At 36.9% G+C, this 14,239-nt stretch carries 12 protein-coding genes and 1 rRNA gene; 9 read left to right on the top strand and 4 right to left on the bottom strand.

Going from position 1 to position 14,239, the window contains the following annotated elements; all coding sequences use genetic code 11:
- Nucleotides 1–95 precede the first annotated feature (95 nt).
- Nucleotides 96–210, top strand: a 5S ribosomal RNA gene (gene rrf, locus PARC_RS18315).
- A gap of 739 nt (nucleotides 211–949) precedes the next feature.
- A complete protein-coding gene (locus tag PARC_RS18320) occupies nucleotides 950–1,585 on the top strand; it encodes a methyltransferase family protein (protein WP_010553522.1) in 636 nt (211 codons plus the stop codon).
- Nucleotides 1,586–1,837: 252 nt separating this feature from the next.
- On the opposite strand, the gene PARC_RS18325 is transcribed toward PARC_RS18320, so the two are convergent.
- From PARC_RS18325 to PARC_RS18335, 3 genes are read right to left on the bottom strand one after another with little or no spacing between them, the layout of a single operon-like run.
- Nucleotides 1,838–3,859, bottom strand: coding sequence for an EAL domain-containing protein (locus PARC_RS18325; protein WP_010553523.1), 2,022 nt, complete (start codon nucleotides 3,857–3,859; stop codon nucleotides 1,838–1,840).
- A gap of 4 nt (nucleotides 3,860–3,863) precedes the next feature.
- Entirely contained in the window at nucleotides 3,864–4,391 is a 528-nt protein-coding gene (locus tag PARC_RS18330; RefSeq protein WP_010553524.1) for a YfiR family protein, read from the bottom strand.
- A 9-nt stretch (nucleotides 4,392–4,400) separates the two neighbouring features.
- On the bottom strand, nucleotides 4,401–6,461 hold the full coding sequence (locus PARC_RS18335) for a TonB-dependent receptor plug domain-containing protein (RefSeq protein WP_010553525.1): 2,061 nt from the start codon (nucleotides 6,459–6,461) through the stop codon (nucleotides 4,401–4,403).
- 484 nt (nucleotides 6,462–6,945) lie between these two features.
- Here PARC_RS18335 and PARC_RS18340 point away from each other — a divergent pair, with 484 nt between their 5' ends.
- The 5 genes from PARC_RS18340 (at nucleotide 6,946) to PARC_RS18360 (ending at nucleotide 10,914) form a co-directional block, all read left to right on the top strand.
- Complete coding sequence (locus PARC_RS18340; RefSeq protein WP_010553526.1) at nucleotides 6,946–7,824, top strand: sensor domain-containing diguanylate cyclase; 879 nt, start codon at nucleotides 6,946–6,948, stop codon at nucleotides 7,822–7,824.
- A gap of 147 nt (nucleotides 7,825–7,971) precedes the next feature.
- The gene (locus PARC_RS18345; RefSeq protein ID WP_010553527.1) at nucleotides 7,972–8,157 is read left to right on the top strand and encodes an NAD(P)-dependent oxidoreductase; all 186 of its coding nucleotides are present in this window, start codon (nucleotides 7,972–7,974) and stop codon (nucleotides 8,155–8,157) included.
- Nucleotides 8,158–8,265: 108 nt separating this feature from the next.
- A complete protein-coding gene (locus PARC_RS18350) occupies nucleotides 8,266–9,282 on the top strand; it encodes a Kelch repeat-containing protein (protein ID WP_010553528.1) in 1,017 nt (338 codons plus the stop codon).
- Nucleotides 9,279–9,995, top strand: a complete 717-nt coding sequence (locus tag PARC_RS18355) for an SIR2 family NAD-dependent protein deacylase (protein WP_010553529.1) — start codon at nucleotides 9,279–9,281, stop codon at nucleotides 9,993–9,995. Before PARC_RS18350 ends, PARC_RS18355 begins: the two co-directional genes overlap by 4 nt.
- 121 nt (nucleotides 9,996–10,116) lie before the next feature.
- The gene (locus tag PARC_RS18360; protein WP_010553530.1) at nucleotides 10,117–10,914 is read left to right on the top strand and encodes a response regulator transcription factor; all 798 of its coding nucleotides are present in this window, start codon (nucleotides 10,117–10,119) and stop codon (nucleotides 10,912–10,914) included.
- Nucleotides 10,915–10,978: 64 nt separating this feature from the next.
- Here PARC_RS18360 and PARC_RS18365 read toward each other — a convergent pair whose 3' ends face one another.
- Entirely contained in the window at nucleotides 10,979–12,292 is a 1,314-nt protein-coding gene (locus PARC_RS18365; protein ID WP_010553531.1) for a M20/M25/M40 family metallo-hydrolase, read from the bottom strand.
- A 395-nt stretch (nucleotides 12,293–12,687) separates the two neighbouring features.
- Between PARC_RS18365 and PARC_RS18370 the strand changes: the two genes are divergently transcribed.
- The gene (locus tag PARC_RS18370; RefSeq protein WP_010553532.1) at nucleotides 12,688–13,395 is read left to right on the top strand and encodes an SDR family oxidoreductase; all 708 of its coding nucleotides are present in this window, start codon (nucleotides 12,688–12,690) and stop codon (nucleotides 13,393–13,395) included.
- A 560-nt stretch (nucleotides 13,396–13,955) separates the two neighbouring features.
- Nucleotides 13,956–14,219: a hypothetical protein gene (locus tag PARC_RS18375; protein ID WP_010553533.1), complete on the top strand. Its 264-nt coding sequence runs from the start codon at nucleotides 13,956–13,958 to the stop codon at nucleotides 14,217–14,219.
- Nucleotides 14,220–14,239 lie beyond the last annotated feature (20 nt).

A 14,239-nucleotide genomic window follows, 5' to 3' on the forward strand; every position in this document is an offset into this window, starting at 1 on the left:
GGTGACTCTTAGCGCGTAGCGTTAAAGTTGAGGCACCTTGCGCAAAGAAAATGGTAGCACTACGTGCTTGTCATTGATTCTTTGCACCTAATTTGCTTGGTGACAATAGCGTTTTGGACCCACCTGATTCCATGCCGAACTCAGTAGTGAAACGAAACAGCGCCGATGATAGTGTAGCATTTGCTATGTGAAAGTAGGACATTACCAGGCTTCAAATTGTAGAAAGCCCGAATCTAACGATTCGGGCTTTTTTACGTCTGCAGAAAAGTGAAATGCGCGCAATTAACACACACTCACATCAACACCTAGCACGCAGGTCGGGCAAGCGCAGCGAATCCCGACGTTAAAATCACAACAAAATCCCTCAATATCTTAGTCGGCCAATACAGTAGCATTTGCTACGTGGCTCTCCACCGCTGAAGGTATCATGACATCACACAAGCATTAAGTTGTAGAGCTCCCGAAACTAACGAGCTGGGCTTTTTACATTTTTAGAAAAGTGATTCAGGTATTCCTCTAGAGCGAAGCGTCTCTCAGTGAATAATCTACTTAATTTAACGAGTTAAAGTGGCATCGCCGATGCGAGTGTAGTTTTTCACTGTGACTTCCTAACGCCGAGGGCACTTATTGCACTGTACAAAGCTTCGAATTAAAGAAAGTCCTAACCGAAATAGTCGTTTTTTGCATATATAGAATGTAAAAATATGAGTGAATAATATCAATTCAAATATATAAGCAGATTGGTATTATATAAAAAGTATGAGCTCCTCATAAGTCGAAGTTATTTTAAATTAATGGTGTTAGTTAATGATTACTCGTTAACAAACCTCTGACTTAACTTGTTTATGAAGACAATGAATACTAATATAATTTCATGACCTTATAACTAAAATTTATTGAGTTAGTTGTTTTAAAATTACTACCAATAATGATTGTGAGCTGTAACTAGATGCCCTATGAAACATTTTTAGATGACTCTACTTCGCTAGTTGAATTTACACGTATTTACTTAGCTATTTTTTATACTTTTGTTGCGGGGTTTTATACATTTAGAATTATTTATAAAAATAGAGACACACCATCAGGCGTTATTTATCCCGGAGATAAGTTTTGTACTAGTTGGTGGAACCATATGGTTTTTAAGTTTTTCAGAGCTGCTATTTGGTTTATATGTGTAATTAGAGTGTTTGTACCTGAGTTAGATAGCTACCTTGGGTTATTCCCAATTCTCAATGGCTGGCCAGGTGTATTATTTGGCGATATTTTATTGAGTGCAGGTTTTATTTTGACGATGTTTGTACATTTTCATATGGCGGCACTTTGGCGTTCAGGAATTGATCCTAAGGGGCCGCATGAGCTTAAAACATCAGGACTATATGAATACTCTAGGAATCCGATGTATTTAGGTGTTGTAGCTGCACAGGTGGGTTTCTTTTTAGCCTTACCTAGTATATTTAGTTTGACCTGTTTGGTTATTGGTTTTATAGCTATATATAGACAGACGTTAGTTGAAGAAGCTCATTTAGCTCATCGCTTTTCAACACAATATAAAGAGTATAAGCAACTAGTCCCTCGCTGGTTATAGCTTGGGATTAAGCTTTGAATATATGAATTTTAATTGAAGAGTTAGTGGGTGCTCTGTGTTGAATTGCTAAAATCCAGCAAGATGGACATAAATCAGATCACTTCTTTTTGTTTTATACCAATTCGCTTAATTAAGTGATCTATTTTGAGGATGGAAAAACGTGTTGATAGCTAGGCAAAAAATTTGCTATTTAGTTGTTCTAAATGAGAATTTTTTAACACAGGTAGCGACACATTTAGCCCCGCAAAATGATTAAGTATTATTGCGGATCGGTATTATATACTTTTCTATAAACTCTTGTTTAGTAATTGCCTTTGAAAAAATGTAGCCTTGAATATAATCGCAAGCAAGCTGCTTTAATAGATCATACTGTTTTTGTGTTTCAACACCTTCCGCTACCACCATTACATCTAGGTTATGAGCCATAGTGATAATAGCCTTCACGAGAGCAATACTATTATCGTTTGATTCAATATCGCTTATAAATGAGCGATCTATTTTTAAAATATCTATATCTAAGCGCTGTAAATACGCCAAAGAAGAATAACCAACACCAAAGTCGTCAATCGCTATGTCTATATTAATAGTGCTTAAGCGTTTTAATTGTCGCTGTATTGATGAATCTGGATCCATTAAGGTATTTTCAGTGACTTCAATTAAAATAGTGTTGGCGGGTAGTTGGTACTTTTTACTTGCAACAATCCATTCATCCACCCAGCAACCAGCGCGGTCAATTTCAAGAGGTGATGTATTTACACTGACTTGAATTGTCTTTTCACTTAAAACATTGAATTGGACGGTATCTTGAATTGCTTGAGATTTTACCCATTGGCCTATGTCGTTTATTAATCCGTTTTTTTCAGCGATAGGTATAAATTCGTTTGGCCCTATTAAGCCTCGTTCAGGGTGGTTCCAACGAATAAGGGCTTCAGCTTTTGGTACTGATTTCCCATCAATTGAAAATATAGGTTGGTAATATAATTCAAATTGGTTTTTAACAATTGCAGTGCGTATCTCTTCTATTAGGCGACGCTTTTCTGTGGCTTTTTCTTCGATAGCATAGGAGAAAAACTCATAGCGATTCCGCCCTTTATTTTTAGATAAATACATCGCTTGATCAGCACGTCTAACGAGCTCTTCTACTGTTAAACCATCAGTAGGGAAAAATGTTAAACCTATGCTTGCGGTAACATAGATTGTTTCTTTTTTTATTTTAATGCTCTGCATTAAACTACTTTTTACAGCTTTGGCAATTTTTGATGCTTCATCAGGGCAACTTACACCCTCTAAAATTAATGTAAATTCGTCTCCACCTAAGCGTGCTACTGTATCTTTTGTTGTTATACAGCTTTGCAGCCTCGTTGCTACCTGATGTAATAATAAATCACCGTAGTCATGCCCAAGGCTGTCGTTTACTTCTTTAAAACCATCTAAATCTATAAATATAAGTACGAATTTCATTCCTTCAACGCTTACTAAGCTTTGTAGTTTCTCGTAAAAATACCGTCTATTTGGTAAATCGGTTAACCCGTCTTGGTAAGCATATTGTTGCAACTGAATATTTGCATTTTCAAGTTCATTAGTACGAAGCCTAACTTGGTTTTCTAATGAACTTTCTCTTTGCTCAATGTTGTATAACATATCGTTAAAACAAGATGTTAACTGTCCTACTTCATCTTGTGATAGTTGTTCTGCGCGTAAACTATAGTCATGTGATGTGGTTATTTTACTGGCTGTTTGTGCTAAATATAAAATTGGGTTTAAAAATTTACGTCTTAATAAAAGCGACAAAATAAGACTAACCGCAAAGGTAAATACCATCAGGATCATTATAAACTTGGTATAAAAAGTGATTCTTTCTTTAATATAGCTGTCGTTAGCACGTATCTTTAATACACCATAATTATACATATCAAGTTGAAGTAAAGTATTAACTTCAATGCTTTGTTCTGTTTGTGTATCTTCGGTGTGCGCAATAGCTAGTTGTTCACCAGTCGTACTCATTACTATTATACTAATGACATCTGCACGCATCAGTATTGGGTTTATAAGTTCCTGTACTGCGTCTATATCGTCAAACATAAGTGCAGTAGTTATATTCGGAGAGAGCATTTTTGACAGAGAACCTAAGCTTTCTATTTGTTCCTCTTTAGCGCTGCTGATCTCATAAGCACTAAATACAATTGTCACTATTGCGGTAGATACAAGTGCGACACTCATTAAGATAAATAATAATTTTTTGCTCATTGTATTTAATGCAAATAGTTTTTTCATTGCATTACCTATCTACAACGCGTGCAAGTCGTAGTACTTTTGAACTCATAGTAATGCCTGCATCTTTAAGCTGTTGTGGTGCAATTTCAAAGCGAATTTTACCACTGGAAAGAAAGAATCTGATATGGCCGCCATTTTCAATAAATGAGTCTGTTTCACCAATGACCATAATATTTTTTAGATCTAAAGGAGTTATGTTTTGCCACTGAGCAAATGTATCTGAGGTGATAAATAGCATATTACACGCAGATGTTGTGACTTCATCAAGAGTGACTAATTTATTATGCAAAGGTAATTTTTTTATAGTGCGATTTTTTAGAGCGGTGTTAGCCACATCAATAAAGTATTTATCAGGGCTACAAATAGTAAATTGATCAAGGGGTTCTAAATGAGAATCCCAGTGTCCAAAACGTGCAAAGTTATACAAGAAGCCTGCTTTTAGCATGTATTCTTTTTCAACAGCGTCAACGCTGGTACTTAAAAGTACCAAGGCTATTAAGCTTCTGTGAATTAGACTTCTTAATTTAATCATCTAATTAGCTTAGAAATTTGCTGAAATTGTAAACGTAATACATTCATCAATATAGTTTGGTAATGTATAGGTTTCGCGCGTATTACTGTACTCAATATGTGAACCTGAAAATAGGTTTTTACCCGAAACTGCAGTAGACCACACAGGAGTAACCTGCCAATTCCAACTAATATCTAGCGTTGTGTAATTATCAGTATTATATGCATTTGAGTTTACTGCTCGTAATGTCGCAAACACATTATGGTTGGTTAAAAAAGAATAATCGGCTTTTGCAAATAACTGCCTGTTTTTAGAGTCATACCCGATAGCGGGCTCTACTCTAGGAGGTAAATCGTAGTTATAATCGGTGTAACTATAACCAAACTCAGTATTGAGATTATCAATTGGTTGCCATGATACTACTAAGTCGAACCCTTTAGTGGTTGTGTCTGCTACAGATGCAAAGTCTAAATCTATACGAGTCATTGTTAGTGCTTGAAATACTTCTGGAATTTTCCCTGCTAGAAATAAATTAAGTATAGGAGTGAATTGTTCAGCATGCGTATTCATATCAATAACCGCTACGTTTTTAGCATCGGTATAATAAGTAGAAAGATCTAATGACCAATCGTTAGCAGTAAAACGGTAGCCTAATTCATAAGATAGATAGTTTTCTGATTTAACTTTGTCATTACCATTTAGGTAGGTTGCAATTCGGTAGTCGTCTATTTGGTCAAAGCCTGAACTTAAACCGGTAAGATCTTTAATTTCTGTACCATTAACTTTAAAGTTGTCGTTAAATTCAATTAATGTTGGTGTACGTACACTTCGCGATATTGCGCCCCAAGTAAGGTGGTTATCTACTGGTTTGTATATAAGTCTTGCTGATGGTTGATTTTCCCAGCCAGTTAAATCGTTATGATCAAGCTTAGTACCAATAATAAAGTCGAGAGTGTCAGGAGTCACATTGTATTGAGCTTGAACAAGTGCACCATATTGTTTGAGGCTATCAAAGTTTTTATCGCTATCTAAAAATACGCTTTCTGCGAAAGATATAGAATTGTATCGGTAGTTCAACCCCCAATCTAACTGTAGAGATTGGTATATAAAGTTCATTTGATAATCAATATCTATCGATTCAAAGTCTTCTTTAATATAATTTTGAGAACCATTTTGTTTAAGCCAAGAAATTTGTAGCATTTGATTCGCATCTGGCGACATTCTGTTTTCAAGGCGCGCCATTATGCGCGAGTCTGTTCGCTTTAAATCATCTGAAAATGAAATGTTTTCGTTGGTTTCATCGACAACACCTCGGTAGTTTTGGCCAAGTGTGGAATGAGTTACATCACCTTGAAGTAACCCGGACCATGCATCGTTAGGAGTAAAGTCAGCTCTAAAACCTAAAGAGTTTTGTTTGGTTGTGTCATTAGGGGGAAGTGAGATGCCTTTTTGGGATTCATTCGCATCTTTTAAGTGCCCATACACACGATAACTGCCTTTGTTACTTATATCACCACCGTAGCGAAGATTAGCATCAACATTTATTTGATTACCAGTTGTTACACTTGCGTATCCACCGCGAGTATCAATACTATTTTTAGTAATGATATTAATCACGCCATTATTTGCGTTACTTCCCCAAAGTAATCCGCCTTGTCCGCGTATAACTTCAATACGTTCAATATCGTACAAAGGAACGTTGAGTGTTTCCCAATAAACAGCGGCAAACTTTGGGGTATATAAGCTTTGTCCGTCAATCATAACCAATAATTTGCTTGAAAAGCGAGAGGCAATGCCTCTTGAGGAAATAGCCCATTGATTGTTATCGAGCTGACGGACAATTAAACCCGGCACCATTTTTAGTGCTTCAGGTACTGATGTAGCACCAGATTTAGTAATTTGTTCTTTACTTAATACATAAATAGATGAAGCGGTATCAAATGCTGATTGTGCTCTTTTCATCGCAGAAGTCGCTTGCACATCCATACCCATTAAAGCATCAAGATCGAGATCTTCATCTTCAAACGGCTCAGCCGTTACAAGAGGGCACACAAAAAGTAATGGCCAAAATAAACGTTGTGATATTTTCACCCAAAAGTCTCCTGCGCAATCAAAAAATCAAAAACAATGACTGTTTTTGTAATACATGTGATATCACACAATATTAACATACATTAACAGCGTAAAAGTATAAATGCGATTAAATCAAAACAACTAATTTTGTAGTAGTTAAAAAATTTAACTTTGGCCAATAAAACAGTAAAATTTAAAAAAATAAAGTAGATAAATTTTATACAATTACATTTATTAAAGAGTCAAAAAATAGAAGTTACTGAGAGTTATATGATTATATACTATTTAAAATTTAGTCTATTTTTGAAGGACTTCAAAGTATTTTGCGCTTATTGATTATTTAACTTTGCATTTCATGCTTTTACAAGGGCACTATTAATTATACGTGCACGATTAATCTAACTTTGTATTAACTATTATTGTAGTTTCAATTACCTTTGCTTTTATTAAAGGTATATAGAATACTTAAATTCGCTTGGTTTTGCTTTGAAGGCACCAAAGTATGGAAAAAAATGAATTAATTAATGTAGAAGAAGTACTCAATTTAATGCTTGATGCCGTATGCGTGGTAGATAAACAAGGCACATTTGTTTTTGTAAGCGCAGCATTTGAGCAAATATTTGGTTATACGGCCGATGAAGTTGTTGGCACAAAAATGATTAATTACGTTTACGAAGGTGATCATTATAAAACGCATAATGCCGTAACTTCGCTGTTGTCTGGCGAAATGGTGAACCCTCGCTTTGAAAACCGTTGGATGAGAAAAGATGGTCAAGTAGTTCATATACTATGGTCTGTTCGTTGGTCAGAGCAACATCAAGTAAGAATTGCTGTCGCGCACGATATAACTGAACGTAAAGTAATGGAAGATCAACTCCATTATATGGCACGGCACGATGTGTTAACTGGCCTACCAAATCGATCTTTATTGATGAATCGATTAGAAAAAGTAATTATTAGTGCAACTACAAACAACACGTTTTTTTCTTTACTGTTTATAGACATAAATGGCTTTAAAGCAGTAAACGATACTCACGGACACGAAATTGGCGATAAGCTTTTATGCGCTATAGCTAAAAGGCTTTCAGCGTCAGTAAGGCATTACGACACAGTAGGGCGTTTAGGCGGAGACGAATTTTTAATTATTTTAGATAACTTAAGTTCTAGCCACGAAACCGTCAGAATAAAAAATAAAGTCCTCACTGAGTTTAAAGCCGTCTTTAAGTTAGATGACGTATTACTAAATATTTCACCCAGTATAGGAATTGCAAACTACCCCGAGCACGGCCAAACAGATCACGAACTCATAAAGTATGCTGATCAAGCTATGTACAAAAATAAACAACGAGGCTTAGACAACGTAACCTATTTACCTCAATAACTAAGCTGAACTATCACCTTAGCTTAAACAATAGTCACAGCGTCCTTAACTACAATGCCTTACTTGCTGACATATTTTTTAATATCGGTTTCCAGTGCTGCGCTAAAAAATCTATAAATGCTCTTACAGCAGTTTGTAGGTAGTTCCTTGATAAATAAACTGCACAAGTTATGTCTGGGTGATAATGAAGACAATTACCGTATCGGCAGTAATACATTTTTTACTAATGATGCAGGCGAAAGCAATATATTGGTCACTGATTATGCAAGCGCAATGGTTGATGAAGCGCAAAATGCAGCGTACGTAAATCAGCATATTAGTATTGCCTACTAATATGGTTACTAATCAAAAGCGTTTGATTATTTAGATATAACAATACTGGCTCATAAGGCTAAAATAATTTAATCTGAGCGTATTAATTCTTATTAAATTATTTGCCTTATGAGCCTTCTTTTTTCTCTTGCGTTAGCAAGCCTTCCCGCTTTACCAGAGCCAGTTGCTAATAATGCTGTGGCTAAAGTTACAGTACAAAACCAAACCTATTTTTTAAGCTTTATGGGGCTGGGGGGCGATAAACAATACTCGTCCGTACATAACAAAGTGTGGGCGCTTAAAGTTGGCGATTCACAGTGGCAATCTAAAACTGGTGTGCCTTCAAGCTTGCCATTAAAAGGGCGCTTAGCAAGCACCGCAGTCGGCTTAGGCGAGTACGCCTATGTGTTTGGCGGCTATACGGTAGCAGAGGATCATACTGAAGTTTCAAGCCCCGACGTATATAAGTACGACGTAATAAAAGATACCTACACTCATCTTGCGAGCATGCCAGTACCCGTAGACGATAGCGTCGCGCTGAGCTACAAAGCGCGTTACATTTATCTAATTAGCGGTTGGCATAACGACGGCAACGTAAACTTAGTGCAAGTATACGACACGCAAAATAATACATGGCAACAAGCCTCGCCATTTTTAGGTGAGCCTGTATTTGGCCAAGCCGCTGCTATTAGTGCTAACACCATTGTTATTTGTGATGGCGTTAAAACACAAGCTAATCCTGATTCGCGTCGCTCGTTTGCAGGTGTAGCACAGTGCTTAAAAGGCACAATAGATTCAACTAACCCACAAAAAATAGATTGGCGTACCTTGCCACATCCAACGGGCACTGCTCACTACCGAATGGCAGCCACCAGCTATAATGGTAATATTTATATGATGGCAGGCTCTAATAACCCATACAACTACAGCGCAATAGGTTACGACGGCAAACCTGCACCTGCAAGTGACCATGTTTGGCGCTTTAGTATCGAAAAAAACGAATGGCAGATTTTATCCCCTGTTGAAGTAAAGAGCATGGATCATCGTGGTTTACTTGAGCACAGTGGGGTTTTATATCGAATTGGCGGCATTGATAACAGTCAGCAAGTAAGCGCTAACGTACTCGGTTACGAGGCGCCAAAGTGAATACCCTTTACATTACCGGAGCGGGAGTCAGCGCTGCCAGTGGTATTCCCACCTTTAGAGGGGAGGATGGTTATTGGACCATTGGCAGTAAAAATTATACGCCTATGGAAATGGCAACACGCGCAATGTACCAAAACGCCCCAAAAGAGTTTTTAGCATGGTATTACCATCGCTTTGCAACGTATCGTAACCATGGCCCAAACGACGTACACCATTGGCTAAGTGACAAAAACCTAATTACTCAAAACATAGATGGGCTTGATGGCAAAGCGGGTAACAAAAATTACATAGCTATACACGGCAGGCTTGATCAAATGACCTTATTTCATGAGCAAGGGGAGCCAGTCACGCCACTTGCCACCCCGTGGGATAGCGTAGACGAAAGCCGCCTGCAAGAGTCTCTTTTTGAGCTATTTAATATTCAACACCAAACGCCTGAACTAAACCATTCATTTAAGCCCTTTGTTTTATTATTTGACGAATACTACACCGAGCTTTACAGAATAACAGAAGCACAACAGCGTATGATCAACGCCGATAAAATTGTATTTATGGGCACCTCGTTTAGCGTTAATATTACGCAAATGGCAATTGAAATAGCCCGAAATTACGACATTCCTGTTGAAGTGGTTGACCCTGAGCCTGCACATATTTTGCACGCTAACGTCACATATAAAAAAATGAATGCATTAGATTACATTCAATCTAATTAAGAAGTGCTATATTTTAAAGGGATTGATAATGTTTTCTTAAATATTACAATCTCTTTATATAATATTAACGAGTCAAAAATGTTATTATTATCCTGATTATAATAATACTAAAGAGATCTGAATGAGCGACTTAACTGCAATAGCAAACTTGTCCATTTTACTTGTAGAGCCTTCAGAGGTTCAGCAAAAAATAATAATAAAATCGCTTTTAGAAAGTGGTGTAAAACAAGTTGAAACTGCATCTACACAAACACAAGCGCTTAGCTTATTAGCAAGTTATCACCCTGATCTAGTTATAAGCTCTATGTATTTATCTGACGGGACAGCCGACTCACTATTGCAAGAAATAAGATCAAACCTTATCACCGAGCATCAACCTTTTATGCTTATATCGAGCGAGCGTAATAAAAAATACCTTGAGCAATTACGCCAATCAGGTGTGCTGGCTATTTTGCCTAAGCCTTTTAGCGCAAAAGCCATTACCCGGGCACTCAAAGCAACCCTCGATATTATAAGCGAAGAAGAAGTCGAACTTGATCATTTTGACGTAACGTTGCTGCGAGTTTTAGTGGTAGACGACAGCCGCTTTGCGCGTAAACACATAATACGCGTACTTGCGGGTATGGGAATACCTGCACCAATAGAAGCTGAAAACGGTAAAGAAGCTATTGAGCACTTAAATAACCAATCGTTTGACTTAATTGTAACCGACTACAATATGCCAGAAATGGACGGACGAGAACTAACAGAAGCCGTTAGAAGCTCAAATAGTTACTCACATATTCCTATTTTAATGGTGAGCTCAGAGGCAAACGAAACGCACCTAGCAAATATAGCTCAAGCGGGAGTTGATGCTATTTGTGATAAACCGTTTGAACCGGCCACAGTGCGAGAATTATTGTTTAAAATAATGTCTTAAAAGTAAGTACAAGCGTAGGACGGTGATTATTTGGCCTACGCTCATCTTTAAAATACATTTACTATTACAGTTTTCCTAATCTATAAATGAGTAATGCAGTTTTTTTAATGTTTTTATCAAGGCTGGTTAAATCGGCTGTTTCGTTTTTAGTATGCGCGCCGTTGCCCATCAAGCCTAAACCATCAAGTGCCATATCAACATGGTTTGCGGCAAACGAAATATCAGCAGCACCTGCATTGCGAGGGTTGGCGGCTACTACTTTGTTGAAGCCTAAATCGTGGCTTGCGTCGCTGTATAATTCTAATAGCTTTTTATTGCCATCAGTTAATGCCATTGGCGGGTAACCGTCTTCAAAAATAAGCTCTGCTTTACTGCCATTTAAACTGTTGCTAGCAATGAGTTGCATTGACCTTTTTGCGTTTTCGAATTGCTTTGGCGAAAGTGCGCGTAAATCACCTGCTACATGCACGGTTTGTGCTATTACATTACTTTTACCAAACGTCGTTGCTGACGAATTAGCACTGTCGTAGTCGGCATTTGTACCACCTACAATAAGCCCTGGGTTAAATGTTAAATTAGGTTGCGTGGCAAGTTGCTCTCTAAAATCATTTAAAATGCGTGATGCTTCGTAAATAGCGCCATAACCAACGCTTTCGCTAAATATTTGTGACGAATGCGCTGCATTTGCCGCTACGTTTAGCGTCCAGCCGGTATAGCCACGGCGCGCCGCCATAGCTGTTTTTATATTGTTATCGCCATTTTCATAACCAAGCGCTACGTCAGCCCAAATTGCTGCATCAACAATAGCTTGTTTAGATAAGCTAAGTGGGCGACCGCTGCTTTCTTCATCGCCAGTCAATAATACTTTTATGCTTACATTTTCGAGTAAATTAAGGGCTTGTAAGCTTTTAAGTGCGGTAATTATTATCGTGTTACCGCCTTTCATATCGGCAACGCCTGGGCCACTGGCTGTATCGGCATCAAGTTGTTTGTAGGTAGTAAAGTTATCGTTTTTGGCAAATACCGTATCTAGATGGCCGATCATCAGTATTTTTATTGCATCGGGGTTTTTACTTTCATGTGTTGCCAGTACATGCCCTGCGCGGTTAAACGCACTGCCATCCAGCCATTCTACTTTAAAACCAATGGCCTTAAGTTGCTCGCTTGTAAGCGCACCTACTTTTTTTACACCTTCAATATTGAGCGATCCGCTATTAATATTTACGGCTTGCTCTATTTCTTTAAGTGCTTGGGGAATGTTTTTATCGACCTGTTTTACTATTTCACGCTCATTTTTATCAAGCGCAGCATGGCTTGTAAGCGGTAAGGTACTCGCAAGGGTAAAAATAAGTGCATGGCTAAATTTTAAAAATGACATAACAGCATAATAAGTGAGAAATAAGAGTATTTAATATGAAGTAAAAATACAGAGGATTCAATAGGAGTAGATTGTGATTTTTAACTGATTTTATAAGTAATAACGAGTTACAAGTATAAGGGTTATAGGGTGAACGCGTTATTGGTTTAAACACAGGTATTTAAATATAACCACTTAACTAATAATCAAGCTGTGCAACTAAACAGCAATTTGCCTGATATTACTGACCTCCATCATTTGGGGTTTTTGCTGCATTTAGAAAAGTTGAGACTGAACTAACTGTTTACAAATACTTATTTTATAGCTAGGGTAAAACCATTGTAATATAAGGATATTTATCGTTTTTTAGGTGACAAATGTCGTAGACTAAATTGTAAGATTTATAGGTATAAACAATGAGTAACTTAGTTGTATTAATAACGGGTGCTAATAGGGGAATCGGTTTCGAATTAGCCAAACAATACCTTATAAATGGATGGACAGTAATTGCTACCTGTAGAAATCTAGAAACGGCGGTTGGTCTAGTTTCATTGAAAGATAAGTTTCCAAATAAATTGTCTATTGAACTAATGGATATCACTTGCCCTGAAAAAATTAAGACGTTGGCAAGTAAACTTAATGAGGAAAATATTAAATTAGATTTAATAGTAAATAATGCGGGATATTTGGATCGAGAAAACACAAGTATCCATACTATTAATTACGCTAATGCTGAAATGTGTTTTAAGGTGAATTCACTTGGACCACTATATTTAACTCATTGCTTTTTACCTTTAATAAATAAAAAACGCTTATGTAAGATAGCCGTTATTTCTTCTGCTATGGGATCTTTGTCGCTAGAACAAAGTGTGGATTGGTATGGTTATCGAATGTCTAAAGCCGCTGCCAATATGCTAGTAGTGAACTTATCACAAGAACTTGTTAATGATAATGTGGCTGTGGTAGCTGTTCACCCCGGTTGGGTTCAAACCGATATGGGTGGCTCTACAGCAAGTGAAAATGTTGTAGACTCGGCTCTTGGGATTATGAACGTTATTCTGAATTTATCTATTGATAATACGGGAAAGCTTTATAGTTTTAATGGTGATGAGTTACCGTTCTAATAAATATAACAACACGCTATGAGGTGGATAACTAGTAAAATCAGCTATTAATTGCAAATTTTAAAACTGCTGAGCCTCTTCGTTTTAAGGCTATTAAATACGTCAATTCATCGTAGGGTGTTAACGCGGTTTAAGATCCATAACCCATTCATGCAACACTCTAGGTATGTAAGTGAGAAATAAGAGTATTTAATATGGAGTAAAAATACACAGGATTCAATAAAAGTGGATTGTGATTTTTAACTACTTTTATAAGTAATAACGAGTTACAAGTTTAAGGGTTATGGGGTGTACGCGTTATTGGTTTAAACACAGATATTTAAAATATAACCTTTTAACTAATAATCAAGCTGTATAACTAAACAACGATTTGTCTGATATTACTGATCTCCACCATTTTGGGGTTTTGCTACATTTAGAAAAGGTAAGGCGAATCTAACTAACTGTTTACAGTTGTTTATTTTATAGCTAGGATAAAGTCATTGTAATATAAAGACATTTGTCGGTTTGTAAAACGACAAATGTCGTAGACTAAATTGTTATGTGTTTAGGGAATATTGATGTCTGACGTTAAAGTTTGGCGTGCTAATCATGAAGGAATTAACTATGCTGCGAAAGTTGAGGGTATAAAATTAGAATTGACTCGCGAATCAGGCTCTAGGGAATCGTTTGGAGGTAAATCACTTCTAGCAAGTCATTTTCTTACTAAATCTAAGTGGCAAGATCATGTTAAGCAATTCTTCGGTGAGCATATTTATGGTGAAATTTATAATCAATTGGAAATTGCTCAAACTGAATTTAAGAATAGTGTAAAAAACACATAACAAGTCAATCAAGCAGGAAA

The organism is Pseudoalteromonas arctica A 37-1-2 (assembly GCF_000238395.3).
GTDB lineage: Bacteria > Pseudomonadota > Gammaproteobacteria > Enterobacterales > Alteromonadaceae > Pseudoalteromonas > Pseudoalteromonas arctica.

What these genes read in the sequence shown, in the direction of transcription:
- PARC_RS18320 (WP_010553522.1), top strand. Translation starts at nt 950, where the DNA reads ATGCCCTATGAAACATTTTTAGATGACTCTACTTCGCTAGTTGAATTT.
- PARC_RS18325 (WP_010553523.1), bottom strand. Translation starts at nt 3,859, where the DNA reads ATGAAAAAACTATTTGCATTAAATACAATGAGCAAAAAATTATTATTT.
- PARC_RS18330 (WP_010553524.1), bottom strand. Translation starts at nt 4,391, where the DNA reads ATGATTAAATTAAGAAGTCTAATTCACAGAAGCTTAATAGCCTTGGTA.
- PARC_RS18340 (WP_010553526.1), top strand. Translation starts at nt 6,946, where the DNA reads ATGGAAAAAAATGAATTAATTAATGTAGAAGAAGTACTCAATTTAATG.
- PARC_RS18350 (WP_010553528.1), top strand. Translation starts at nt 8,266, where the DNA reads ATGAGCCTTCTTTTTTCTCTTGCGTTAGCAAGCCTTCCCGCTTTACCA.
- PARC_RS18360 (WP_010553530.1), top strand. Translation starts at nt 10,117, where the DNA reads ATGAGCGACTTAACTGCAATAGCAAACTTGTCCATTTTACTTGTAGAG.
- PARC_RS18365 (WP_010553531.1), bottom strand. Translation starts at nt 12,292, where the DNA reads ATGTCATTTTTAAAATTTAGCCATGCACTTATTTTTACCCTTGCGAGT.
- PARC_RS18370 (WP_010553532.1), top strand. Translation starts at nt 12,688, where the DNA reads ATGAGTAACTTAGTTGTATTAATAACGGGTGCTAATAGGGGAATCGGT.
- PARC_RS18375 (WP_010553533.1), top strand. Translation starts at nt 13,956, where the DNA reads ATGTCTGACGTTAAAGTTTGGCGTGCTAATCATGAAGGAATTAACTAT.